Annotated in this window: 21 protein-coding genes; 19 read left to right on the forward strand and 2 right to left on the reverse strand. The window is 56.1% G+C overall.

Annotated features, from left to right (window positions below; translation table 11 throughout):
- Nucleotides 1–18: 18 nt before the first annotated feature.
- The 12 genes from lon (at nt 19) to P8Z34_09420 (ending at nt 12,115) form a co-directional block, all read left to right on the forward strand.
- On the forward strand, nt 19–2,649 hold the full coding sequence (gene lon / locus P8Z34_09365; protein ID MEJ2550877.1) for an endopeptidase La: 2,631 nt from the start codon (nt 19–21) through the stop codon (nt 2,647–2,649).
- Nucleotides 2,650–2,683: 34 nt separating this feature from the next.
- Nucleotides 2,684–3,046, forward strand: a complete 363-nt coding sequence (locus P8Z34_09370) for a response regulator (GenBank protein MEJ2550878.1) — start codon at nt 2,684–2,686, stop codon at nt 3,044–3,046.
- A gap of 43 nt (nt 3,047–3,089) precedes the next feature.
- Nucleotides 3,090–4,817: a putative DNA binding domain-containing protein gene (locus tag P8Z34_09375; protein MEJ2550879.1), complete on the forward strand. Its 1,728-nt coding sequence runs from the start codon at nt 3,090–3,092 to the stop codon at nt 4,815–4,817.
- Between the two features lie 119 nt (nt 4,818–4,936).
- Nucleotides 4,937–5,452 carry a MogA/MoaB family molybdenum cofactor biosynthesis protein gene (locus P8Z34_09380; GenBank protein ID MEJ2550880.1) on the forward strand — a complete coding sequence of 172 codons (516 nt, stop codon included), beginning with the start codon at nt 4,937–4,939 and terminating at the stop codon, nt 5,450–5,452.
- A gap of 170 nt (nt 5,453–5,622) precedes the next feature.
- Nucleotides 5,623–5,883 (forward strand): metal-sensitive transcriptional regulator, encoded by a 261-nt coding sequence (locus P8Z34_09385; GenBank protein ID MEJ2550881.1) that lies wholly within the window; start codon nt 5,623–5,625, stop codon nt 5,881–5,883.
- 27 nt (nt 5,884–5,910) lie between these two features.
- Nucleotides 5,911–6,117 (forward strand): cation transporter, encoded by a 207-nt coding sequence (locus P8Z34_09390; protein MEJ2550882.1) that lies wholly within the window; start codon nt 5,911–5,913, stop codon nt 6,115–6,117.
- A gap of 33 nt (nt 6,118–6,150) precedes the next feature.
- Nucleotides 6,151–8,601 carry a heavy metal translocating P-type ATPase gene (locus P8Z34_09395; protein MEJ2550883.1) on the forward strand — a complete coding sequence of 817 codons (2,451 nt, stop codon included), beginning with the start codon at nt 6,151–6,153 and terminating at the stop codon, nt 8,599–8,601.
- Between the two features lie 179 nt (nt 8,602–8,780).
- The gene (locus tag P8Z34_09400; protein MEJ2550884.1) at nt 8,781–9,545 is read left to right on the forward strand and encodes a cytochrome c biogenesis protein CcdA; all 765 of its coding nucleotides are present in this window, start codon (nt 8,781–8,783) and stop codon (nt 9,543–9,545) included.
- A 100-nt stretch (nt 9,546–9,645) separates the two neighbouring features.
- Nucleotides 9,646–10,581: a DUF2085 domain-containing protein gene (locus P8Z34_09405; GenBank protein MEJ2550885.1), complete on the forward strand. Its 936-nt coding sequence runs from the start codon at nt 9,646–9,648 to the stop codon at nt 10,579–10,581.
- Nucleotides 10,582–10,637: 56 nt separating this feature from the next.
- Nucleotides 10,638–11,417, forward strand: coding sequence for a peptidoglycan editing factor PgeF (gene pgeF / locus P8Z34_09410; GenBank protein MEJ2550886.1), 780 nt, complete (start codon nt 10,638–10,640; stop codon nt 11,415–11,417).
- Between the two features lie 107 nt (nt 11,418–11,524).
- Nucleotides 11,525–11,776, forward strand: coding sequence for a YggT family protein (locus P8Z34_09415; GenBank protein ID MEJ2550887.1), 252 nt, complete (start codon nt 11,525–11,527; stop codon nt 11,774–11,776).
- Nucleotides 11,777–11,791: 15 nt separating this feature from the next.
- Nucleotides 11,792–12,115, forward strand: a complete 324-nt coding sequence (locus tag P8Z34_09420; protein MEJ2550888.1) for a DUF167 domain-containing protein — start codon at nt 11,792–11,794, stop codon at nt 12,113–12,115.
- Between the two features lie 97 nt (nt 12,116–12,212).
- Here the strand turns inward: P8Z34_09420 and P8Z34_09425 are convergent, their stop codons facing one another.
- Together P8Z34_09425 and P8Z34_09430 are read right to left on the reverse strand one after the other, a co-directional pair.
- The gene (locus P8Z34_09425; protein ID MEJ2550889.1) at nt 12,213–14,630 is read right to left on the reverse strand and encodes a HEAT repeat domain-containing protein; all 2,418 of its coding nucleotides are present in this window, start codon (nt 14,628–14,630) and stop codon (nt 12,213–12,215) included.
- A gap of 6 nt (nt 14,631–14,636) precedes the next feature.
- Entirely contained in the window at nt 14,637–15,338 is a 702-nt protein-coding gene (locus P8Z34_09430; protein ID MEJ2550890.1) for a C4-type zinc ribbon domain-containing protein, read from the reverse strand.
- A gap of 103 nt (nt 15,339–15,441) precedes the next feature.
- On the opposite strand from P8Z34_09430, the gene P8Z34_09435 reads away from it, so the two are divergent.
- From P8Z34_09435 to P8Z34_09465, 7 genes are all read left to right on the forward strand, one after another.
- On the forward strand, nt 15,442–17,007 hold the full coding sequence (locus P8Z34_09435; GenBank protein MEJ2550891.1) for a hypothetical protein: 1,566 nt from the start codon (nt 15,442–15,444) through the stop codon (nt 17,005–17,007).
- Nucleotides 17,004–19,148, forward strand: a complete 2,145-nt coding sequence (locus P8Z34_09440; GenBank protein ID MEJ2550892.1) for a YfhO family protein — start codon at nt 17,004–17,006, stop codon at nt 19,146–19,148. Before P8Z34_09435 ends, P8Z34_09440 begins: the two co-directional genes overlap by 4 nt.
- Entirely contained in the window at nt 19,145–20,746 is a 1,602-nt protein-coding gene (locus P8Z34_09445) for a hypothetical protein (GenBank protein ID MEJ2550893.1), read from the forward strand. Before P8Z34_09440 ends, P8Z34_09445 begins: the two co-directional genes overlap by 4 nt.
- 14 nt (nt 20,747–20,760) lie before the next feature.
- On the forward strand, nt 20,761–23,079 hold the full coding sequence (locus tag P8Z34_09450) for a YfhO family protein (protein MEJ2550894.1): 2,319 nt from the start codon (nt 20,761–20,763) through the stop codon (nt 23,077–23,079).
- Entirely contained in the window at nt 23,064–24,110 is a 1,047-nt protein-coding gene (locus P8Z34_09455) for a hypothetical protein (GenBank protein MEJ2550895.1), read from the forward strand. The genes P8Z34_09450 and P8Z34_09455 overlap by 16 nt, the downstream gene beginning before the upstream one ends.
- 145 nt (nt 24,111–24,255) lie before the next feature.
- Nucleotides 24,256–25,203 (forward strand): MoxR family ATPase, encoded by a 948-nt coding sequence (locus tag P8Z34_09460; GenBank protein MEJ2550896.1) that lies wholly within the window; start codon nt 24,256–24,258, stop codon nt 25,201–25,203.
- A partial coding sequence (locus P8Z34_09465; protein MEJ2550897.1) for a DUF58 domain-containing protein occupies nt 25,203–26,427 on the forward strand: 1,225 nt, incomplete at its 3' end. The genes P8Z34_09460 and P8Z34_09465, both read left to right, overlap by 1 nt.

Consider the following 26,427-nt stretch of genomic DNA (forward strand, 5'->3'; position numbering starts at 1 on the left):
TGAATGATGTGGAGTAGTATGGATAAATCGCCGTGGAGATTCTCATCGCGAGACGATGATCCGTTTTGGCTCGATGAGCCACGATCGGAGGACAACACGGCGTCGATCATAAAAGTAAAGCAGCTCGACGACAGCGATTCGTCGGAAAATCCGGATTTCGCAGAAATCCCCGACGAGTTGCCGATTCTGCCGCTGCGTGGGGTCGTTGTCTATCCCCACACATCGCTGCCGTTGAACATCGGCCAACCGCGCTCGATTAAATTGGTCGACGATGTCGTCAGTTCCAAGCGGTTGATCGGGCTCGTGGCTTCGACGAATCCGGAACTCGAAACGCCGGGTCCGGAGGATCTGTACCGCATCGGCACAGTGGCGACCGTCCAACGTTTGTTCCGCACCTCCGAAGGGACGATCACGATGATCGTGCGGGGAATCGCGCGCTTTGAATTGGGTGAGTTTACCGAGCTCGAACCCTATTTGAAGGCCAAAATTCGACTTTCCCCTGAAGTGATCGATGAGGGCGTTGAAATCGAAGCGCAGGTTCGAGCGGCGAAGGATCAGTTCCAGCAGATCGCCGAAATCGCCCCGTCATTGCCGCAAGAAATTCTGGGCAGCATTCTCATCCTCGACGATCCGCTAGACGTGGCCTATACCATCGTCAATTACCAGCGTCTCGATCTCGAAGAAGCGCAAGCGATATTGGAAGAGAACTCGACGATCGCCAAGCTGCAGCGCGTGAATTCCCTGCTCAGCCGTGAATTGGAAGTCCTGTCGCTGGGACAGCAAATTCAGAACGAAGCCCGTACGGAAATCGACAAGGTGCAGCGGGAATATTTCCTGCGCGAACAATTGAAGGCGATTCAGCGGGAACTCGGAGAAGGTGACGAGCAGACGGCGGAAGTCGATGAACTGCGCAAGCGGATCGACGACGCCAACCTGCCCGAGGAAGCCGAGAAACAGGCGCGCCGGGAACTCGATCGCATGTCTCGTTTGCCGACGGCAGCCGCAGAATATGGTGTGATTCGGACCTATCTCGACTGGATCGTATCTCTGCCCTGGGACAAGACGACGAAAGACAACCTGGACCTCGAATACAGCCGCAAGGTGCTGGATGAAGATCATTACGGTTTGCAGGACGTGAAGGAACGCATCCTCGAATATCTTGCAGTACGGAAACTGAAATCAGAGCGCACGGAAGAGCTGGAAGCCGAGCCCGAGGATGAAATTCGACGCCAGCGCGAGGGCGTGATTCTGTGCTTCGTCGGACCTCCCGGCGTCGGAAAGACCTCCCTGGGGCGGTCGATTGCGCGTGCAATGGGGCGGAAATTCATCCGCATGTCGTTGGGCGGGCTGCACGACGAAGCCGAAATTCGAGGCCATCGCAGGACGTACATCGGCGCAATGCCAGGCCGTATTCTGCAGACCATGCGGCGGGTGGAGTCGCGCAATCCCGTCTTCATGTTGGACGAAGTGGATAAGTTGGGCAGAGATTTCCGCGGAGATCCGGCTTCCGCCTTGTTGGAGGTACTGGATCCCGAACAGAACAGAGAATTTCGCGACCACTATATCGACATCCCCTTCGATCTTTCCGAAGTGATGTTCATCACGACGGCAAATTGGTTGGAAACCGTTCCGATTCCATTGCTCGATCGTATGGAGGTCATTCGCCTGTCGGGATACACAGACAGCGAGAAACTGGAAATCGCACGCGGTTATTTGATACCGCGGCAGATACGCGAAAACGGTCTGCGCCGGGAGGAGATTTCGTTTACGGATGAAGCCCTCGAAACGATTATCCGCTTCTACACGCGTGAAGCGGGCGTACGAAATCTCGAGCGGGAGATCGGGCGTTTGTGCCGTAAAGTGGCCACGAACGTTGCTGAAGGGAAACTCGACCAAGCGGACATCAGCAAAGAACAAGTGCGCGCATACCTGGGCAAACCGTATTATCTCGGCAGTGAGGAACTGGCGGACCGGACTTCGGTTCCAGGGGTGGCAACCGGCCTGGCGTACACACCGGTAGGCGGTGATGTGCTCTTCATCGAAGCGACGGCGATGCCGGGAAACAAGCAATTCTTGCTGACGGGATCGTTGGGGCAGGTGATGCAGGAATCCGCCCGGGCAGCGCTGTCCTACGTACGTTCCATGTCGGACGAATTGTCCCTGGATGATGATTATTGGGAGAAGCACGACATCCATCTGCATGTTCCTGCAGGTGCTCAACCGAAAGACGGTCCGTCTGCGGGCGTCACAATGGCGGTTGCACTGGCATCGCTGGCCACCGGAATTCCCGTGCGTTCCGACGTCGGCATGACCGGCGAGGTCACGCTGCGTGGAAAGATACTCCCCATTGGCGGCGTGAAAGAAAAGGTGCTCGCTGCGCACAGGGCCGGGTTGAAGACTGTCTTGCTGCCACCTCGCAACGAGATGGATTTGGAAGACGTTCCGGAAGAAGTGCGCAAGGAGATGAAATTCGTATTTACGGACACCGTGGCGGATGCGATTAAAGCCGCTCTGGTGGATCAAAAGAAACCCAGTCAACGGAAGACGAGTAGAAAATCAAACACAAAATCGAAATCTTCGAGAAGTACGTCGAAAGCCCGGCGGAAGACGACGAAACGGACTTCAAAATCGGGCAACAAGGCTGCGTGATGTCTTTTCCTTCTTGGAGAAAGGTGAGTCCAAAATGCCCAACAAAGTCCTGATCATCGATGACGATCGAACCATGGTCTCACTGCTGAGAACGCTCCTGGAAATGGACGGCTTTGAGGTGGCCGAAATTGGTAATTGGGGAACGATCCTCGAGACGATCCGCACTGAAATGCCGGACCTGGTGATCATGGATTATTTCCTGCCCCAGGTGGAAGGCCTCGACCTCGTGGTAAGCATGCGAAAAGATCCCCAATTTGCGGATGTCCGTATCATCATGACATCCGGAATGGACATGTCCGAGCAGTGCCTCGCTGCGGGCGTTGATGATTTTTTGCTAAAACCGTATACTCCAGATCAATTATCGGCGAGCATTCACGCGAATTTGATGTCTCCTTGATTGCTCTGGGTGATAAGTTTTTTATTAGGAGATAGAAAGAATTGTGACGAAGAAAAAAGGAAAACGTTCTTCGCGGCAATGGCATCTTGTTGATTTACATTTGCATACCCCGGCTTCGAGTGATTATCAAGAACCGGAGATAACCAATCTGGATATCCTGCGCAGGGCGGTCGCCCGCGGGCTGGATGTGATCGCTTTCACGGATCACAACACCGTCGCCGGATACCGGAATATGCAGGAAGAGATCGCCCAGCTCGAATTGTTGGAAGGTTTGTCGCGATTAACGGATGAAGAACGAGAAGTTCTGAGAGAATATCGGGAGTTATTGAAGAAGATTCTGGTGCTGCCAGGATTCGAATTCACCGCAACGTTTGGCTTTCATATCCTGGGGATTTTCCCACCGGAAAAACCGGTTCGAGAGCTGGAACACCTCCTGCTGAATTTGAACATCCCCGCCGATCGATTGGACCAGGGTTCGGTGACCGTAGGCGCCAGCAGTGATGTGTTGACCGCCTATAAGGTGATCGATGACGCGGGCGGAATCGCCATCGCAGCCCACGCCAACTCCACGAACGGCGTCGCCATGCGGGGATTCAGCTTCGGCGGCCAGACGAAGATCGCCTATACCCAGGATCCACACTTGATGGCGCTCGAGGTAACCGACCAGGCGAAAAAGGGCCGGCGCTCCACGGCAGCGTTTTTCAGTGGAACCAAGCCGGAATACCCGCGCCGGATGCACTGCATTCAGGGCTCGGATGCCCATCGTTTGCGGACCGATCCGCAGAATAAGAAAAATCTGGGCATCGGCGACCGGGCGACGAGAATGTTGCTGTCCGAAGTCAGCTTCGAGGCGTTGAAGGACCTCTTTGCCAGCAACGACTTCGCCCGCACGCGGCCCCATTGGCCGGCGGAGAAAGAAGAATTCGATTTCGTCCTGCAGGCGCGCGACGAAGGTCCCAGCATCATACAGGATTTTCACGAAAGTATGACCATACGCGGCGGCAGGTTGTATGCCGTCATCGCCGACGTTTGCGCATTCGCCAACACCAACGGCGGAACGCTGTTCATCGGCGTCGGTGTGGATTCAAAGAAAGAACCCCAGGGTATCGCCCGTCCCTCCGCTTCAATCTCACAGCTGCAGCAGGAACTTGCGAAACGGATCCATCCCTCACTTTCTTGTGAAGTGGACGTTCAAGAAAGCCAAGGGAAGAAGATCATCCGCGTTCTGGTGCCTCGCGGCGAAGATCCGCCCTATGCTGTGGATGACAACAAGATCTACGTTCGTGACGAAGCGGATACGGGTCTTGCAGTGCGCGATGAAATCGTGCAGTTGGTTTTACGCGGCCAGGACCGGCACGTGCGCGAAAAGGCTGCTGAGCCGAAAGCGCCAGGCGTTAAAGACGCCGAAGTGGGCATTGCCCCTCCGAGAACGGGCGTGGAAGTCGTGGATTCCGAGGAACGAAACGGTACCCGGTATTACACCATGCGCGATCTGCGCAACGGAAACGTGGTCAAAAACGTGACCAAGTCCTCTGCGCGGCGCCTGTGGCACTACGCCATCAAGCAGGTGATGAGTCTCCCGAAAGACCTGAACAAGGCTCCCATTGCGTGGCAGGGCGACATCGGAGTCTTGCACGAACAGCGTCGCGGCAAACGCAAACGCTACGATCTTGCCCAACGTACATCGGGCGGAATTCGAGTCTATTTCGGGGTCACGGAAGATGGAATCGAAGACGAATGGAAGCGCTTGGTGGGGGTCGATGGCGAATAAGGGGCAGGCGAACCACACGACGGATGGGCAACGACATACGCCGTTAAAAGCAACGAAATGCGTGGGAATTCCAGGAAGGGGGATTGTTTCCCGTTGAAAAATGGGGAGAGAATCGTCTCATGAATGTGGCAATCCTCACCGTGTCGGACCGCGCCGCACAGGGTGAGCGGGAAGACCGCTCGGGCCCCGGGTTGACAAAGCGAATCGAAGTCCAGGGATGGCGCGTGATCCGATCGCGGGTGGTTGCCGACGATCGTAAAGGCGTCGAGCGTTTATTACGCGACTGGTCGGATTCGGGAGACGTGGATTTGATCCTGACTGCAGGGGGGACGGGTTTTTCTGCCCGCGATCAGACGCCCGAAGCGACTCGGGCGGTCGTCGAACGTCTCGCGCCGGGAATTACGGAAGCGATGCGCGCATATGGTATGAAGATTACGCCGCATGCGATGCTTTCGCGCGCGGTGGCGGGCATTCGGGGCAAGACGCTCATCATCAATCTTCCCGGCAGCCCGCGGGCGGCGTTGGAGAATCTCGAAGTGATCTTGCCTGCACTGCCGCATGCGATCGATCTGTTGAAAGGTTCTCCGGACTCCGAAGCAGGCCACCGATTTCCCGGACCGAAGTTAAAAGCATAAATCGGCTTTCGTTTTGCCCACCTCCGGCAAGTCAGCCGATTGCGACGGATCTACCGGCGGGCCCACAATTTCGGAAGCTACTCTATTACGCATCCACAGCGTTAGTTCAGCAATAGGGGAGTTGCATCCATGGCGTTTAGCGGGCAAAACGGGTCTCATTTGTCTTGACAGTGATACGTACGCGGCGCTTGAAAACGGTAGAAGGTCACGTGCGCGGCGTTCAGCGGATGGTGGAAGACGATGCCTACTGCATCGATCTCATCCGCCAGATACAGGCCATACAGGCAGCCCTGGGCAAAGTGACGACGATGATCTTGAACGATCATCTGAACTCATGCTTGATCACCGCGGTTCGCGGCGAGGATCAAGCGGCACGTGAGCAAGTCTTGAAGGAGATTGCCGAAGTCTACGAAATGGCCATGAAGGTGTAAGGATTCAACCCTGCAGGAGGTGGAATAATGACGAGCGTTACCTATTCTGTTCCCAATATTTCTTGTGGACACTGCGTGCACACGATTCAAATGGAGCTTTCGGATTTGGCTGGCGTTTCGAACGTCGAAGCTTCCGAATCGAAGAAGCAGGTCCAGGTGGAGTTCGATTCACCGGCGACGACGGAAAAGATCAAGGCGCTTTTGGCCGAGATCAACTATCCGGTAGCCGAATAACCACGGATTCGATCGACGATTGGAGATGATCCAATGGCGGACAGCACGCGTTACGTGACCCTTCCCATAACCGGGATGACGTGCGCCAATTGTGTGGCTACAGTGGAACGGAACATCAAGAAGCTCGACGGTGTTCGATCGGCGAGTGTGAATCTGGCTTCCGAGCGGGCAAGCGTCGAGTATGACAGTTCGAAACTCGGCCCCGGCGAGATTGTGGCGCGCATCCAACGTGCGGGCTACGATGTGGCCAGAGGAGAAATCAACGTTCTACTGCGGTACGTCGCCGATTCCAAAGAAGCATCTCGCCTGGAACAGAAATTGCTGGCGAAGGAAGGAATCATCACGGCCAGCGTCAATCCTGCCAGCGAGAGGGTCCGTCTCGAATACATCCCCACGATCATCGAACCGATCGAAATTCAAGAGCTGATCGAGAAAGCCGGGTTCGAGGTCATCGAATCTTCCGGAGAGTCAACCGATGCTGAGCGGGAAGCGAGGCGCAAAGAGATCGGGCGGCAGCGGCGGCTGCTCATTACAGGCCTGGTCTTCACTGTTCCGCTCTTCGTGCTTTCCATGGCGCGTGATCTGGGTTTCGTACCCGCCGTTATCGCCACGGCTGCCTGGTACGATTGGCTGATGTTTATCCTGGCAACGCCGGTGCAGTTTTACGTCGGCTGGCAGTATTACGTCGGCGCTTATAAAGCGCTTCGCAACGGCGCGGCCAACATGGACGTGCTCATCGCCATGGGATCTTCAGCGGCATACTTCTACTCGCTTCCGATCCTCCTGGGTTGGCTGAAAGGCCACCTGTTCTTCGAAACCGCCGCTGTGATCATCACGCTGATCAAACTCGGGAAATACCTCGAGGCGCGTGCCAAAGGACGTACGAGCGAAGCCATACGCAAACTGATGAATCTACAGGCCAAGACGGCCAACGTAATTCGCGACGGCCATGAGGTGGAAATCCCGGTAGAGCGGGTGCAGGTTGGCGACCTGGTGATCGTGCGGCCCGGGGAGAAGATTCCCGTCGACGGTGTGGTCGTCGAAGGCACGACATCGATCGATGAAGCGATGCTGACCGGCGAATCGATGCCCGTTGAAAAAGGCCCGCAGGACGAAGTCGTTGGTGCCACGATCAACAAAATGGGCATGATCAAATTCAAAGCCCAGCGGGTTGGCAAGGACACCGCTCTGGCGCAAATCGTGCGTTTGGTAGAAGAGGCGCAGGGCAGCAAGGCGCCGATCCAACACCTCGCCGACAAGGTCGCAGCCATATTCGTACCCGCCGTGATCGGCATCGCGCTGTTGACCTTCGCCGGCTGGATGTTCCTTGCACCTCCGACGTCCGGCGACAATTCCGCCTTTACCCGTGCGCTGATCAACATGGTGGCGGTCTTGGTTGTCGCATGTCCGTGTGCCATGGGGCTCGCCACACCTACTGCCGTCATGGTGGGAACCGGGAAGGGGGCGGAGCAGGGGATTCTCTTCAAAACATCCGCTGCGCTGGAGCGGGCCGGCAGCTTGACGACCGTCGTGCTCGATAAGACCGGGACGATCACGCGCGGACAGCCCAGCGTTACGGATATCGAGGTTCTCGACTCGCGGGGAAATCAAGATTCGTTATTGACGCTCGCTGCGAGTGCCGAACGCGGCTCCGAACATCCCCTTGGGCAGGCGATCGTGGCCGCAGCCGGAGTGCGAGAGCTGCGGCTCGAGGAGCCCGAGGATTTCACGGCCATCGCGGGCCAGGGAATCGAAGCGCGAGTTTCCGGCAGAAGAGTACTGGTGGGTACCACGAAACTCATGACGGAGAACCGGATCCCCGTCGATGGCGTGACGGGGCAAGTGGAAACCCTAGAGCACGAGGCGAAAACCGTGGTGCTGGTGGCCGCCGACGGTCGCCTGGTTGGGTTGCTCGGTATCGCCGACAGCGTGAAGGAAAACTCTCGGGAAGCCATTCGAGAACTCAAACAGCTGGGTCTCGAAGTGATCATGGTAACCGGTGATAACCGGCAGACGGCCGAAGCCGTCGCCCGCAGCGTCGATTTGACTCCTTCGCTGGACGGCAACCAGCCGGCTGTTTTTGCCGAGGTACTGCCGGGCGATAAAGTCTCGCACATAAAATCACTCCAATCGCAGGGAAAGGTGCTCGCCATGGTCGGCGATGGCATCAACGATGCCCCGGCTCTGGCTCAGGCGGACGTCGGTATTGCGATCGGTACAGGGACCGACATTGCCATGGCGGCGGCGCCAATCACGTTGATCAGTGATAATCTGCAGGGAGTCCCCAGGGCAGTGACCCTCTCCCGAGGGACGCTGCGGACGATCAAACAGAATCTGTTCTGGGCTTTCATCTACAATATCCTGCTCATTCCAAGCGCCGCGTTGGGGATCATGAATCCCATGCTCGCAGCAGGAGCCATGGCTTTCAGCTCGATCTTCGTCGTGACCAACAGTCTCAGGCTACGTGGAATGCGGCTTTCCTGAACTTCCCTATAGTGAAGAAAGACGGTCGTCATCTTGCTACATCGTGTCCTTTCGTTTATGCTTTTATCGTTCAGGACGCAGCAAGGATGGTTTTGTTGGTGTTACGATTGAAATGAGATTAACGAAAACTCCTCACGAATTGAGGATTGCTCGGATGCAACCAGGAAATCGAGGTAGCCATGGATAGTATTGCTGTCTCTCCCTACGGATTGGGAATCGCCGCCCTCGCTGGTCTTTTGTCTTTTCTGTCCCCCTGTGTTCTGGCGCTCGTTCCCGCCTATTTGGGGTACCTGGGAGGTCGCTCTGTCAGCGCTTCGGGGGAAATCGTCCAAAGCCGCAGGACGACGTTTCTTCACGGACTGGCCTTCGTGATCGGGTTCAGCCTGGTGTTCGTAGTGGGTGGTGCTGCGTTGGGCGTCGTGGGGAATTTACTCAGCGATTACGATGTTCGTCTATGGCTGGCGCGCGCGGGCGGCGTGCTGGTGATCGTATTTGGGTTGCACACGATGGGCGTGATCCATATCCCCTTGTTGGATTACGATACGCGCAAGCATGTCGCCCCCGATCCGCGCTTGAGCTATCTCTCCTCGGCTTTGATGGGCGTATTCTTTTCCGCCGGGTGGGCGCCGTGTCTGGGTCCTATACTTGGCGCGATCTATACCATAGCATTGTTCGGCAGCAAAGCGCTGGATGGTGCAATTTTGCTCGTTGCCTACTCCGTCGGAATGGCGATTCCTTTTCTCCTGGCGGCGTTGGGGGTTGGCAGCGCGACCGAACTCCTTCGCAGACATGGTAAGGTCATTCGTGCACTTTCGATTGTGACCGGCGTCCTGCTCGTAATTTTGGGCGTTATGTTGTTGACCGGCGGCATAGAAAAATTCCTGGCGAAATACACTTCGATCATCCCCACGTTTGGGTTGGAAGAAAATCTACTGCAGCAATAACCATCCGAACGTGCATTGAAGGGACCGCTTTGAATGAGTCGTTATCTGTGAGTTGTGATCTGAAGGTAGGTTTCGAGAAATGATACGCGTTTCGCTGTTTATGCGGAAAGAATGCAAGCTTTGTGACGAAGTGAAGATCGAACTTGAGGAATTGAAGTCGGAGTACCCGCACGAATTGGTCGAGGTCGACATCGATAGCGATCCCATCTTGCAGGACCATTACGCCGCCAAGATCCCGGTTTTGAAGGTCGGCCCTTATACCCTCGAAGCCCCATTTGACGAAACCCAACTGCGCGTGACGCTGGCTGCCGCGCAACAGGGAAGAACGCACGAAAAAGTGCCCGACGAGGACCATCGTGAGCGGGCGGTAAGTATGCACAAAGTGCTGCTTTCTCTGTCCAAACACTGGTTGGCCATTTTCAACTTGCTTGTGTTCATGTACGTCGGGCTGCCTTTTGCTGCACCGGTAATGATGGAGTATGGCGCAACTCGTCCAGCCAGATGGATCTATGCCCTCTATTCACCGCTTTGCCATCAACTGGCTTTTCGATCGTGGTTCCTGTTCGGGGAACAGCCGGCGTATCCCCTGGAGATCGCCAATTCACACCTCGGATCCTACGGTGAGGTCACAGGCATGAACGAGAACGATCAATGGGAAGCACGCGAGTTCACCGGAAACGACCGGCTGGGATATAAGGTGGCGCTCTGTGAACGGGACGTGGCGATATACGGCGGAATCTTCCTCAGCGGGCTGCTTTTCGCCGTTTTACGGAAACGCATAAAGCCGCTCCCCATTGGGTTTTGGATACTCATCGGCATCCTGCCGATCGCCATCGATGGTGGATCGCAGCTCCTCGCGCAACTTCCCCTTGGCTTCCTCACGCCCAGGGAAAGCACTCCGTTTCTGCGTACGCTAACCGGGCTGCTCTTTGGCGTGGCGAACGTCTGGCTCGCCTATCCATATCTGGAAGAAACCATGCAGGAACTGCGAGTGATGGTCTCGATGAAGCTGGCCGGCGCCGGCGAATCGCTTTGACCCTCAAATTATGGATGATCTTGGTACATCTACTGGTGCCGTGATAGACTGAAGTCATGCCGTTCCATCAGATCGAGACCCTTCGATTTTTCCAATTTGACTCGTTAGCCGATTCTCACTTGGTCCACGCTGTTTTTTCACGCCACGGGGGAGTCAGCCCGACGCCGTGGAATTCGTTGAACGTGGGCGCGACGGTCGGTGACGAAGGCGAGCGTGTCGCTGAGAATCGGCGGCGGATTTTCTCGGTAATGCACCGGAATCCGGATTCACTCTACGATGTCTGGCAAATCCATTCTGCACGCTGCGTCGTCGCCCGTGAACCCCGCGGGAATAAGCCCTATCATCAAGCCGACGCGATTCTCACCGACGTTCCGGGATTGACTCTGTTGATGCGATTTGCAGATTGTGTTCCCATCCTGCTCTACGATCCGGGCCGCCAGGTGATCGGACTCGCACATGCTGGCTGGATTGGAACTGCGCGGTGTGTAGCGCAGTCTGCCGTTCAGGGCATGATCGAGCATTTTTCCTGCGATCCGGCTGAAATACTCGCCGCTTTGGGGCCTTCGATCGGTCCGGACCATTACGAAGTTGGCGCCGACGTCATCTCGGCAGTTCGAAAAGTTTTTCCCGGAAAAGCGGACTTATACCTGAACTCGAACGGCGATTCTACCTATTTCGACCTCTGGGCTGCCAATCACGGTCAACTTAAAGAAATGGGCGTTCGGCACATAGAAGTGGCCGGAATCTGTACGGCTTGCCACACGGGAGATTGGTATTCCCATCGCGCTGAAAATGGACTCACCGGTCGTTTTGGCGCACTTATCGGTTTAGGTTGACCCAGATTATCGTCGGCAGGAGACCCATGATCAAACTCGTATGCTTTCCGTAAACATCGTCATTCGGATTTATGGGATAATTAGCCCACATACGATTGGAAGGTGACATGCCATCTCTCGTTTACATCATCGCTCAACTGCTGAGTCTTCTATCGTGGATCGTGATCGTGTACGTGTTCCTTACCTATTTCCTGGCGCCGTACAATCCACTGCGGATGACACTCGCCCGATTTATCGAGCCGATGCTGGCTCCGTTTCGGCGCCTGATACCCCCCATAAGTGGGATTGACCTCAGCCCCATGGCACTGATAATTATCTTGCAGATTTTACGTCAGTTGGTAGTAAGGTTGTTTTCTTGAGGGAAAGGCGAACGCATGCGTAAGTTTAAATTACACGACGGAAAACAGGGAGCTGCGCTTACCGTCCGTGTGACCCCTCGTGCGAGTAAAACCACTTTCGGCGGCGTGTTGGAAGATGGTACAGTTCGGGTCCGGGTTAGCGCGCCTCCGTTGGAGGGAAGAGCCAACACTGCGCTCGTCAAATTTCTCGCCAAGGTCCTGGGTGTCAATCGGAGCAGAGTGGAAATCGTAGCCGGGGAGAAAGGTCTCGATAAAATCTTGTCGATCATCGACATGAACGCCGAGCAGGTTGAGGAAAGGATTCAATGCTGGATGGCGGAGAACCAGAAATCGAAGTAGTCGTTTTTTGATACATCCGGGCCATGACTCGAAGAGCTTGCCGATCGGCAAGCTCGTTTCTTTATCCCCGGTTAAACGACTTTTCTCTGCGGGTGCATCAAGCCTTGCTTTGCGCGTAGGAGATCTGGTGCAATCCGGATGCGTTGATGCGCCAGAGGGCTTCGAAAGCTGAATCCTTGAGGAACTGCTGGTTGGATTTGAGGGCTTGTTGGAGTTCGAGACTCATTTCCTCGGCCGCGGTGTTGCCGATCGCTTCGAGTGCGGCAACCTTCTCCTCATCCTTGCCTTTGTTCAGGGCCTGGCGAAGCAGCTCCAAAGACGCCTTTCCAGGGGCAATCGCGAGCCCTTCACGCTTGGCGAATTCCACCAGCCACGGTGTCGTGGATAACTCCGTTTTCAGGGAGTAGACTTTCCAGGGTGGATTTTGAATGCGTTCGAGCGCTTCCGCTGCTGCACCGCGGACGATCCATTGATCGTCTTCGAGATGCATCGTCTGGAGTAGTTCGGGTATCCAATCCTCCGGGATGCGGGCCAGTCCGAACACCGCAGCGCGGCGGGTGAGGATATTTTCCACTTCGATCGCATCGCGCAGCATGTTGATGCTTTCGCCCGGCTGCGCGGCGAGAGCTTCGGCAACGGCCAGACGGACGGCTTCCTCTCCGTCGAGCAGGATTTTACCTATGCCCTCGAGTGCCGGATTCGTTCCGATGGCCGCCAAAGCCAGACAAGCCGCTTGCCGGACGTGCAGCTCCCGATCTTGATCCACCGTATCGAGCAGACGCTCGATCGATTCCTCGTCCTGAACGCCGCCAAGGCCCAGCGCGCCCAGAATTCGGCTGATGCGGTCTTCCGAAGCCAACAGACGCCGAAACAGGATTGCCGTTGACGGGTCTTCGGATCGAGTCAACGCATGGACGGCGCGCAAGCGCAAGCCGTATGGTTTGTCACTCGAATTTGCCAGCGTAGCAAGCGAGCGGAGGATATTCGCTCTCCAGGGTGCTTTGGCCGGCGCCGCGCGCAGCCAGCGGGCTGTGATGAACAGGTTGGAATTGAGGGGATCGTCCCCTGCACCGAGATATTGACCCACGACTTGGGCAAGGTCACCGCCCAGCGCAGCGTAGAAACCCAGCGAAGTTTCGGCGGGTGTCCAGCCTGGTTCGAACACTTGTTGCGCCAAACCTTGGGACAGCATTGCCCGGGCACCCAAATAGGCGCCGATAGCCGGCACGGTGAACGAGATATGATTGTTCGCCCGACGTATCAGGATGCCGGCGGATATGAAGTCTTTTGTCGAGGTACCGCGGCCGATGGATCGTTCGGAGACGATACCCCGTCGTTCGTTGAGCCAATTCAGGCCGATGGCTTCTGCTTGCGGGCGTTCGTTGGGTGACAGCAGACGAGCGAGGTAGGCGTCTATGTTTTTCGTTGTCGTGGTATCTTTTGCGTCGCCCATGTACGCCGACCACACACGCAGTGTCATTTCCAGGGGAGTCAGCCCGCGCGCCAGGTTGGAGAACCATCCCGAGATCAAGCTCGGGTCAACGTCGTACATTCTTTTCTTGGGCAGTAGCGGCCGAATGTGCTGTTGCCAGGCCTGGCCCCATTTCGCCAGGAACATACTCCGGTCATGCTCGGTCCAGGGCGCGATGGCGACGGGCGCGAGTCCGGCATGGACGATCCCGTCGTAATTCCTGGCCGGCCCACTGGCGATGATACGCACGTTGGGAAAAGCCATCTGGAGATCTCCGAGCCATTCGGTGATGGGTGTGATTTCTTCGACCGTGCATTCGTCCAGCCCATCCAGCAGGAGAAGTGCCTTCCCCTTTCGAAATAGTGGACGTAGATAGTTCGGTATGCTTGAAGCCAGATTGGAGGAGACCGTTTTCTGCACCGCCGGAATGAGTACGTTGAGTGGGTCTTTCTCCGACCGGCGACGGAATTCCAGGTCGGCGGCGTGAACGAATATCGGAGTCATCTCCGCGGCGATTCCCGCATCCGGCGATTTGTTCAGTGCCAGGATGGCGAAGTGTGCCAGAGCGAACGTTTTTCCGCTGCCGAGTTCCCCCGTGATCATGAAGTTGGCGCCCTCGGACAGTGCGTTTGCGATGGATATCGATGGGGCGTGATAGATGCCGGATAAATAATTCCAATCGGGGAGGTTGGGGAGTACGGCTAAAGTGTATTCCGGAATCGGATCTGTGCGGACGGGATCGGCGGGGATCGGTGGAGCAAGCAGATGTGGAGGGACGGCAATCTCGCTAACCTTGAACAACGCCTTCGATGCGTGCAGCATTTCCATGCGTTCGAGTAAATCCAGTTTGTAGGGGTCGCCGGATTTTCCGGAAATAGCGCCGCTGATAGATTGAATAACGGAGTAGATGTATTCAAAGACGTCAGAGAAATTGACACCGATTTTTTGGATTGCGAACACCAACACGGCGCCCAGAATCAAGCCGGTGATCAATTCCGGCCAATCGATCCAACTTCCATACAGCTTCCGTAATAATTCACTCATACGGCGTCATCCTGCATACAATATGCGCCCGCATTGGCGACAGCGAATCAGATCATCACCGGTGCGGATCTCTTGGCGGATCGACCGCGCCAACTCTACGCCGCACGCACTGCAGCTCGAATCTCGTTCCAATGTGACCACCATACCGGAGAAGCGTTTGCGTAAGGATTCGTACAACTTGAGATCCTCTGCGGTGACATCGGACACCGCCGCTTCTCGTTCGGCTTCGCAGCGGCCGATTTCCATCGTCAGTCGTTCTCGTTCCTTAAGCAAGTCCTGGTGCAGGGATGCACGTGAATTCTCGCTTTGCGTCAGATCGTCGTTTGCCGCATCGAACGTCTTCTCGGCGTCGTCCAACTCGATCATAGCATCCAGGAGACGATCTTCAAGGGTCACTAAGTACCGTTTAAGGGATTCGGATTCCTGTTGGAGATCTTGAAGTTCCTTGGGATTTCGAACCGTACCACTGTAGAGGGTGCGCTCAGTTTGATTGACCTTGTCGCGCTGTGCACTGACAGCATCGTCGGCCTTGGTGTGCGCTTTGCGTGCAGCCTCGAGTTTACCCTTCTTGGTTTCGAGCGTTTTCTTCTTCTGCAGAATCTCTTCTTCGTCTGCGAGGGTTTGATCGATTTCCTCGATACGCGCATGTGCGCGGTCGAGACTCAGGTCGATTTGCTGCAGGCGATAGAGGCTTGAAACGCGGCTCATGCAGGGATTATAGACGCAACTGAGACTTTGGAGCAAGAATTTTCGGGTCGATCGATGTTACCTGTCGTGGCGTAAGTGCCTGGCTCGACGTACAATTCTACGCATGAGCCAAAAGACCGAGCGGCGTATCGCATTCGGCCTTTGCCTTCTTGTTGCATTGGGGACCGTCGCTCCGTACGCCGTTGCGATCCAGGCCGCAAGGCCAAATACGTTCACGGGCTTTTTAATCAACCCCGTCGATGGATTTAGTTACCTGGCGAAGATGCGTCAGGGTGCTGAGGGGGAATGGCTTTTCCGTCTTCCGTATGCGCCCAATCCGGGGAGTGCGGCCTTTTTATACGGCTACTACATATTTCTCGGGCACGTTGCCGATTTTCTACAGATTCCACTGATTACCCTTTTTCATGCAGCGAGATTTTTAGCCGGTATTGGCTTGTTCTGGCTGGGTTTCTATTTCTTCAAGACTTTCTTGCAGAATAAATTCGAAACCTGGGCTGCTTTTCTGCTTTCGTTATTCGGCGCTGGAATGGGTTGGATCTTCGGCCTTCTGAGGATTCAAACGAGTGACCTTTCAATCCCGGAATCCATTCCTTTCCAGACGGCATATACCAACGCGCACTTTCCGTTGGCGAACCTTCTGCTGCTTGGCGCCGTTCTCGCGATCGTGAAGGAGGGCAGCCTTCGCAAACGAGTTCTCGTTGCCGGGGTGTGCGGTTTGCTTCTGGCGATCGTGCTGCCTTTCTCCCTGGCAAGTCTCTTTGTCTTCCTGATCCTGTGGCTGGTTTGGGAGAGCGACATTCTTCTTCACAAACAAAACTGGCGGGGTGCCTGGAGGAACAATCGGGCCCGCTTCACGTCTTTTCTGGCGTTGGCAGTCGGTGCGGGGCCGTTCCTGCTGTATGATTTATGGCTGACGAAAAATCACCCCGTCATCGCGCAGTGGACGCAGCAGAATCAAACCCCCTCGCCGCCGATATCCGCCTATTTGATCGGCTACAGTCCGGTTCTCTTGTTGGCCATCGCCGCCGCCGTTCGCCGCGACAGTCGATCCTCAGCGAGGGGAAGATTGCTGATCGTCTGGTCAGTCAGCAATTTCCTGTTTCTCTACGCACCGTTCGATTTGCAGCGTAGACTCTCACTCGGCCTTTACTTTCCCCTGGCCTGTCTCGCCGCGATCGGGCTGAACACTATCGTCTCGAATCCTGCACGTCGACGTCTGCTCTTGATCGCCGCGATCCTCATCACGTTCCCCTCGAACCTGGTCGTGGTCCTGACCGGGATCGACCGCGTGAATCGATCGGACCCCAATTTCATCTACCGGCCGGGTGAAGTGGCCGATTATTGGTTGCTCAATCTTATCCCGCATGGCTCGTTGATACTCGCTGCGCCGGATACCGGCAACCGTTTGCCGGCGTTTGCCGACGTGCGCGTGCTGTATGGTCATCCGTTCGAAACGCCCGACGCCGGGCCGCAGGAAGCGTTGATCGACGAGTTATTCCGTTGGGACGGCCCCGGCGATGTGGGTTTCGAACGTTTGATTTCCCTCGACGTGGATTACGTGTATTACGGCTGGCGGGAAAGAAGCATCGGCTCCCCGACGTGGCTTTCATTATGCACGACGGTATTCGTGGGACACGACGTTCGCATCCTACGGGTGGACGACTCATGAAACGCCGCGATCTCCGCTTGATTCTCGTTCCCCTCTTCTTCCTTCTCGTCTGCGTACTCTGGCTGGTAAAAATCATCCCGCGTCCCGGTGATCTGCTCGTCTGGCGGGGCGCGGAATACTCCGACATCCTCATATCGCATTGGCCGAACGCCTATTTCCTGCGACGGAGCCTGCAAACCTGGACACAGGTCCCACTGTGGAACCCGATGATTCTCAGTGGAATGCCCTTTGCCGCCGATCCGCTTTCCGGCCTCTGGTATCCGCCCAATTGGCTGGCGGTGGTCCTGCCGATTCAACTTGCTTTCAACCTGTTGTTCTGGGTGCACCTCGCCTGGGCGGGCTGGGGGATGTATTGTTGGATGCGCTCGCTTGGGTTCGGCAATGCAGGCGCGCTCACCGCCGGGTTGGCGTGGTGTGGAGCGCCGAAATGGTTTGCGCATATCGGACTGGGCCACTTCGGTTTTGTCTGCGCCGTGAGTTGGACACCGTGGGTGCTGCTTCTGCTGCGAAAAGCGATGAATGCAGAACGCAGCGGCGAAAGGCGTTGGGTGCGGTGGAGTGCTTTGACGGGCGTGATCTTTGGTCTCTCGTTTATTGCGGATCCGCGCTGGGCCGTTCCACTTGCTTTGCTCTGTCTGGCCTACGCGATCCATTACACACTCACCGCTGAGTCGCCTGAAGCACGTATCAAAGCCTCGATCAGATCGCTGCTTACAACCGGGTCCATATCCGCTATCATTGCCGTGGGGTCGGCTGCGGTGTTGCTCCTGCCCATGGGTGAACTCGTGGTCAACTCCACGCGGTCCCTGCTCACGATCCGGGATATGACCACGCTGTCGATGCCGTATTCTCGGCTGGTCGGCATCCTGGTGCCGTTTTTCGATCAGCCGGAATGGCTTGCGTACGCCGGAATCGGAGTCCTGCAGCTGGTGCTCGTGGCGTTGATCGCAGAGCGGACGAACGCCCGTTTCTGGGTTGGGGTCGTAATCGCGTCGTGGCTTTTGGCGCTCGGAGACCAATTCCCACTCTATCCGCTTTTGATCCGAATCGTTCCCGGAATGAAGCTGCTCCGCGTTCCGCCACGATTTCTTTTTGTAGCTGCGTTCGGACTGGCCGTTCTTGCAGGGATCGGCATGGACCAAATCGCACGGGCGAGGTGGCGTACGAAGGATCTCCCTGCGATACACCTTGCGTCGTTGGCTCTCAGCGCGCTCGTCGTAATGTTCGGCGTCGGATTGTGGCTGGCCACACAAGAGGGATCGGGGATCTTGCTTGGCGTCGCTCTCGTCGCCGTGCTGGCTTTCCTGTGGGTGAATATTTCAACGCAAAATCGTCTCCAGCCTCGTTCGCTGGTAATTATTTGGGTGCTGCTCATCGCCGCAGATTACTCTCTCGTCGGCTTCCGCGCGCTCGAGGTGCAGCCTATGACTGGAAAATTGAGCGAGCGATCCGGTGTCGCCCGTCTCGCGGCGAAACTTCAAGGGGAGCGGACCTTTTCCCCTTCCTACAGCATCCCGCAGCAGACTGCGGCTTTATTTGAGATCGAACTGGCCGATGGCGTGAATCCCTCGCAGCTTCGACGTTATCAGGAGTATCTGGCTTCGGCTGTTGGTTTCTCGTCGCGAGAATACTCTGTTTCTCTTCCGCCTTTCCCGACAGGCGGTCCTGGACAAGCCAGAAGCCTCGATTTGAACATGGAGAAACTGGGGTATTTAAGCGTCGCTTCGATTGTCTCGGATTTTCCGATAGAAGCGGATGACGCCCCGCTCGAGACAGTCGTCGATGGCGTGTATATCTACCGCAACGAAATGGTCAAGCCGCACGCCTGGATGATCTCCGAAGATGCGGCGATCGAACCCGAGACAATCGAAATTTCATTGTGGACGCCCAATCGCATCCTGCTCAACGCAACCGGTCCTGGCCGGCTGATTCTGTCCGAAGTAGACTATCCGGGCTGGTATGTCGAAATCGATGGTATTCCCGGCGAAATCCAACGCGTATACGAACTTCTGCGCAGCGTTGACGTACCGCAGGGCCGGCACGAAGTCGTTTTTTCCTTCGAGCCTCCGTTGGTTCGCTGGGGTGGATTCATAAGCGTACTCACTCTATTCTTTATTGCGCTCCTATGGGTAAAACGATGAACCGGAATGAGCTGAAGTGGACCTTAGGCCTGGCGGGGATTCTGATCTTGATCACCTCGCTGCCGTACTTTTTGGGTTTCGCCAATCAAAATTCAGAGTGGGTGTTTTCGGGGTTTGTCTTCGGCGTCAACGATGGGAATTCGTATATAGCCAAGATGCTTAGCGGTTCTTCCGGCGCCTGGCTGTTCAAAACGCCGTATTCCAGTCTGGATCAGCGCGGCGTGATCGCCTTTTTGCCCTACCTGCTGCTTGGCAAACTCGCCTCGGGCGAAGCTATGCACCTTCAATTGGTATCGATCTTCCACCTGTTTCGAGTGTTGACGATCCCGCTGGTCGTCCTGGCGGTGTATCAGTTCATCTCCCTGTTCATCGAATCAAGTTTCTGGCGTCGATGGGCGACGGTGCTGGTTACATGCGGCGGCGGGCTGGGCTGGCTACTCGTTCTCTCGGGCAATGCGGCGTGGCAGGGCGATCTGCCCCTCGATTTTTATTCTCCGGAGTCGTTCGGCTTCCTGGCCATCTACGGCCTACCGCATTTGGTGCTGGCCAGGGCTTTGCTGCTTTTCGGCATGACCAGTTACCTGTGCGCCTTCGAATCTGCACGCCGTGGCTGGATCGCGGGCGTTTGTTTCCTCGGCCTCACGTTGGTACAACCGCTCTCCGTCGTCACGGCGTTTGTGATCATTGGCGTGCATCAGTTGCTGCTTTTACTTCTCTTCATCCGCCGGCGCGCGATGGATGAATGGCGACCGTGGTTTTTCGCCGCACTGCGCAGCGGAATACCTGCCTTACCGCTCGTGATCTATATCGGCATTTCCTTCACACAGGATCCTTTCCTGAAGAAATGGACCGAACAGAATCGCATTCTCTCGCCGCATCCGGGTCATTATTTGTTTGCTTACGGACTACTTCTGATCCCAATGATCGCCGGCATACGCAGCCAGTTTCGGCGTCATTGGGCTGCTGCATTGCTGCCGCTTGCCTGGGTCATTGCATTCCCGTTTCTGGCGTATGCTCCGCACAACCTGCAACGCCGCTTGCCGGAGGGCATTTGGGTTGCCATCGTTCTCTTTGCGGCGCTTGGCTTTTCGGAATGGAAATTCAATCGAAGCACGGCGAAGCGCTGGATCATCGCGGTCGTTACGCTGTGTAGCCTGCTTTCATCGCTGATCCTGATCCTTGGCGGGATCCGCCAGGTACTTGTGCCGGACGCGCCTATCTACCAGCCGGCGGAAGAGGTAAACACTTTCAAGATGCTGGCACGTATCGTCGAAACAGACTCGGTCGTCTTGACCGGGTTCGAGACGGGAAATGCATTGCCCGCCTACGCGCCGGTGCGCGTCGTCATCGGCCACGGGCCGGAGAGCGCGGATTTGAGTCTGCTCGAACCGCAAGTCGAGCGTTTCTATGCGGGCGCGATGAACGAAGACCAGGCGGATGATTTTCTTTCAGCGTGGAAGGTAAACTACGTCTGGTACGGTCCACGTGAAAAGGTGTTGGGCGGCTGGGAACCGGTATCGAATCTCGCCCTTGAATTGGTGCTCGAAAACGGCCAATATTCTGTATACCGGTACCGGCCGGATGCTTCAGGTCGTTGATTTGAAGATCCGGAATGGAAGACGGAATGGAAGGTAGACTCGAGCGCGTCTCCGAAGCATTATCTCGCCTTCGGATCAAGGATCGATTTGGATGGTTTTTGGTCATCCTCGGGCCGTCGATTCTATTCGGCCCAATGTTGGTCCGCGGGCGTGCGTTGTTTTGGGGCACTCCTGTTCTGCAGTTCGTCCCGTGGCGTACTTACGCATTCGAGATTCTCAAGCGAGGCCACCTGCCGCTCTGGGATCCACTTCTGGGCATGGGGGCTCCACTGTTTGCAAATTACCAAATCGCACTCCTGTACCCTCCAAACGTCCTGCTCTATTTCGTAGGTCCGATCTGGGGCCAAGGACTCCTCGTGGGACTGCATTTGATCTGGGCGGGTCTGGGGATGTATTTCCTCGCGCAGCGTTTGGGATTGGGGGTACTGTCGAGGGCAATCGCCGGAATGGGATTCAGCCTTTCCGGTTATCTCGTCGCCCGCAGCGGATTTCTGTCGATCAACGCTGCGGCAGCGTGGCTTCCCTGGATCGTTCTTGCGGCCGATCGCCTCGTTCACCTGAGCCGAAGTGCTGCAGACCGAAGTGAGATCATAAAATCGGGATGTTTGCTGAGCATCGTGTTGAGCTTTCAGTGGCTGGCGGGACACGCTCAAACTGCCTGGTACACCGCGACCGTCCTCGTCGCCTGGGTATTATGGAGGTTGGCCGGCAGCAGGGATCTCAAGCAAGCAATAAAAGTCGTGTCGTATGTTGGGCTTGCTGGTTTGGTTGCCTTTGCACTCTGCGCCGTTCAGTTGGTTCCCACACTCGAGTACACGCTGCATTCGTATCGGGCGGACACGTTGGATGCCGAATTCGCCTTGAATTACTCGTTTTGGCCCTGGCGGCTGCTTTGTCTGGTGCTGCCCGGCTTGTTTGGCAGTCCCGCTCTGGGCGATTATTGGGGATACGGACATTATTGGGAGGACGCCGTCTATTTTGGCGTGCTGCCGTTCCTGCTCTCGGTTTACGCCGTGATTTCGGGCTGGCGGAAGAAAAGCGATCGACGGGGCACGATCCGTTTCTTGACCGTTCTGGGCGTCTCTGCGCTCGTCCTGGCGCTGGGCAGAAACACACCGATCTATCCTTTCCTGTTTCAACCTGTGCCGACGTTCAATATGTTCCAGGCCCCTTCGCGTTGGAACATCGTCTTCGTGTTTTCGTTTGCATTACTCGCTGCTTTCGGCATCGACCGGTTGAAAAAACCAACCGGGCGTGCCCTGTATTGGATACGGCTTGGAACGGCGGGAGCCGGTATCATCGGCGTGGCGGCGGTCGCATCGACGAAGCTGCTCGGTGGTGTCGAAGCGAGTTTCGTGCGAGCTTTTATCCTCGCCGGAGTCTGGTTCGTCACTTCCGGAATCCTGGTGCTTTTGAAACCTGAACGTACATCGCTGCGCTGGAATCTCCTGGCAGGGTGCATCGTCTTGCTCGATCTTCTCGTCGCCAGCCGCGGCTTGATTCCTTCCGTTTCACCATCCTTTTTTGAGGATCCAGGCGTTACGATGAAGTCGTTGGGAAGCGATCATCGTGTCTACATGGATGCAGAAGTCGAGGACGAACTCAAATTCGAGTGGACGCACCGCTTCGCTACGTACTTGAACAAGGAGGATTGGCATCTCGTGCGTAAATACGGTTTACCCGACACGACTCTCCTGGATGGTATACCCTCGGCGAATAATTTCGATCCGCTTCTGCCCCAGCGGTACGTCCTGTGGATGAATGGGCTGCAGGATGTATCGAGCGCCCACCAGACCAAGCTGCTTGCGCTCATGGATGTGCGCTGGCAGGCCGTCATCGATCCATCCGGAGACATGTCATTGATCTATAGGGAGATTCCCGCTCCCCAGCGCGTGCGTTGGATTTCGCGCGCGATTCTCGCGCCTTCATACGACTATGCATTCGAGACGGTCATGGACGAGGAATTCGATGTGCAGGAGACCGTCGTCCTCGAATGGGCGTTCGACACGGAGGAAGTCGATAAGGTGGAGAGGGGAAGTGCCTCAATCGTAGAAACCGACGACCCCAACGTGGTAATCATTCGATCGATCGCTCCGGTCGACGGCTGGGTCGTGCTGTCGGACACATGGTTTCCGGGATGGGAAGCCAGCATTGATGACGTTCCGACGGAAAACTACAGGGCGGATTTTCTCTTTCGAGCGGTCCGGGTTCCCGCCGGAGAACATTATATTCGCTTCGAGTATCGACCATTATCACTCCGGATCGGTTTTTACCTGAGCATCATGGCAGTTTGCCTGTTGATCGTGCAGGGATGGCGATGCTTTCGAGACTGAAACGCTCTTGGCCGCTGTGGGTCACTTTCATCGTTGCCGGCGCGTACATCGTCGCGCGGCTGGCTGTTTACGATTGGAACGTTGTGGCGCTGGCGGAAATTGGCACGCAGTTCTCGGAGGGCGATCCAGCAGGAACCGAGGGCTACGATGGGCAGTTCACCTACTACATCGCGGTCGATCTGAATCCCGCCACGGTCTCCGATAAACTCGATGTCCCGGCTTATCGCTATCAGCGAATCCTGCTGCCCGCTTTGGCGCATTTCTTTACGGGAGGACACGCAACCGCAATTCCTTGGGCGCTTTTGGCGATCAATTTACTCGCCCAGACACGATATGCATTGAGCTATGGGTTGTGGGTAGGTCTGGTTTCCGCCGTAGGCCTGCAACTGCATGAGCCACTGGCCTACGGCCTGGCAGCCCTCGCCTGGCTGGCCCGGAAACGCGGTAAGTCGGTTTTGAGTGCGGTTTTGATCGGGCTGGCGCTTTTCGCCAAGGAAACCATTCTGATTATTTGGCTTGCGCTGTTCCTCTCCGACCTGATCGGAAAACGCCGCTGGAAGGCGGTTTTGCCCTGGATCGTCGTGGGTGTCCTTTACGCCGGCTGGCAGGTTTGGTTGTGGCGCGTTTTTGGCGCTCCCGGTATTGGCAGTGGAGGCGCCAAATCGACGCCGTTCGAGTGGATCCCGTTGATGGGCCTCTGGCGCATCGGCTTTGTGTCCCTTCCGGCGCTGGGATTGTTTATCGTCATCTTCGGGCCGACGATTTTTCTTCCTGCGATCTGGGGAATTTGGGTCTCGGCGCGGGAGCTTTGGCGGCGGCGAATCGCCGCGGAGAACGTCAACCTTCTCATCAACGGCATGGTGATTCTGTTCCTGCCTTTTTCAACGATTCGGGAACCGCTGGGACTTTTACGCTTTGCGAGCGGCTTCGTGCTCGCGGTTTTGCTATTCGCGGCTCGCAACAAGCTGCACAAACCGCTAAACTATACGCTCTTATGGATCCCGCTGATCGCAGTGCTGCTCAACGGTTGAAAAACGATTGGCCGCGCCGGTAGACACAATAAGGGAATCTGTACTAGAATAATTTCCACGTTCGAATGAACAGTCCCGAAAGCGTATACGGGACGTATCGTCCGTTGTGAGGTATGCTTTAATCTCATCAGCGAATGGAGTATCGATGACAGACATCCAATCTATAGCAGAAAAAATCATCAAAAATGTTGAAAATGTGATCCTGGGCAAAGCTGATGCCGTCCGTTTGACGGTAATCGGCCTGCTCTGCCAGGGTCACGTCTTGATCGAAGACGTCCCCGGCACGGGAAAAACGATGCTGGCCAAGAGCATCGCCAAATCGACCGGCTGTACGTTCAATCGTATTCAATTCACACCTGACATGCTGCCCAGCGACGTCACCGGTGTATCGATATTCAATCAGAAGACGCGCGAGTTTGAATTTCGCCCCGGACCGATCCTGAATCAAATCGTATTGACGGATGAGATCAACCGGGCGACTCCCAAGACGCAGGCTGCGTTGCTCGAGGTGATGGAAGAAGGTCAGGTGACGGTCGACGGTGTGACCCATCACACACCGGAGCCGTTTCTGGTCCTGGCCACACAGAACCCTATTGAATACGAGGGCACCTTCCCGCTGCCGGAAGCGCAGATGGACCGCTTTTTAATGCGAATCAATCTTGGCTATCCGGACGGTCCCGATGAGATTCGCATGCTGGAGGAACAGCAGATCGTTCACCCGATCGAAAATCTCGAACGAGTCGTGTCCGTGGATGAAATTATCGACGCGCAAAAGGCAGTCCGCGAACAGACGATTTCTGACGACATCAAGCGCTACATCGTCGATTTGGTCGACATGACCCGCAGGCACAACGAAGTCTATCTGGGAGCCAGCCCGCGTGGGAGCCTGGCCTTGTTCCGGACATCCCAGGCCCTGGCGGCGATCTTGGGCCGTTCCTATGTTCTTCCCGATGACGTCAAGCGGCTTGCCGTACCGACGCTCGCTCACCGTCTCATCGTCGGATCGACGGCGCGAATCCGCGAAGTCGACGAGCGGCAAATCATCGAAGAGATTCTGAGTCAGGTGAAAGTGCCGGGCGGTGAGATAGATTAATGACGAGTCGTGCTCGTGTCGTTGTTGCACTTTTCACAGTCAGCATATTGGGGGCGTTTATCACCGGGCGAGACCTTTTCTATAACCTGGTTTACCTTTGGGGTTTTCTCCTCGTAAGTTCATATACTTGGGCGCGGTTGACCTTGCTCGGTGTCCGGCTTGAGCGGGAAGCATTCTCCACGCGTGCCCAGGTCGGCCAGTTGTTCACGGAACGGTTTACGTTGGTGAACGAGAGCCGGATTCCCAAGATCTGGATCGAAGCAAGGGACAAATCCGAATTGCCCGGATATAAAGTCACCTCGACGGTGGCGGGGCTTGGGCGCCGCGGGCTGGACGATCGGAGTGGTCATCGTGCTTCCACCGTTACGATCAACCTCGGGTCACATCATCGTCGAACCTGGATCCAACGTACGGTGTGTACACGGCGCGGACGCTATAGAATTGGCCCGTTGGAGCTGCATTCCGGGGATTTGTTTGGGTTGTTCCCGGTGAAAAGGGATGTCCCTTCCTCCCAACATCTGCTGGTCCTGCCGATGGTCGTCCCCATCCGGAGATTTTCGACTCCGACCGGCCGAATTTCAGGCGGAGAGGCGATCCGAAAACGCACGCATCAGGTGACTCCCAACGTCGCTTCGGTCCGTGATTATTCGGCCGGCGACAACCTCAATCGCATCCATTGGCCTTCAACGGCAAAACGTCAAAGGCTGATCGTAAAGGAATTCGAGCTGGATCCACAAGGAGAAGTGTGGCTGCTTCTCGATGCCGCTCGAAAGAATCGATATGTGAAAACGGATCGACTCGACCAGGACGAGCGAAGCGTGTGGATCGTCGGGGAGACGCGCCTTCCGCTTGCTTCAGATGAATACGGCATCGCTGCCGCAGCTTCGCTTGGCATTCATTTTTTGGATCTCGACCGATCGGTGGGGCTGATCGCATACGGTGACGCCAGGCACGTGATTCAACCAGATCGTGGAGAAGCGCAGCGTTATCGGCTGCTGGAATCTCTGGCAGTTTTGAATGCGGACGGTGTCCACGACCTTGATCAAGTCTTGCGTGTCGAATATCCCCGGATTCCTCGAGGATCGACGGTGATCGTCATCACCGCTGCTGCGGGTCCGGTCGTGATGAGCGCAATCCGCAGACTGATGATCGGCGACCGCCGCCCGATCCTGGTCTCCCTGGACGCCAGCTCTTTCGGTGGACCGGGTGACTCGAGTGCCCTGC

This window comes from Anaerolineales bacterium, from assembly GCA_037382465.1.
Classification (GTDB): Bacteria; Chloroflexota; Anaerolineae; order Anaerolineales; family E44-bin32; genus WVZH01.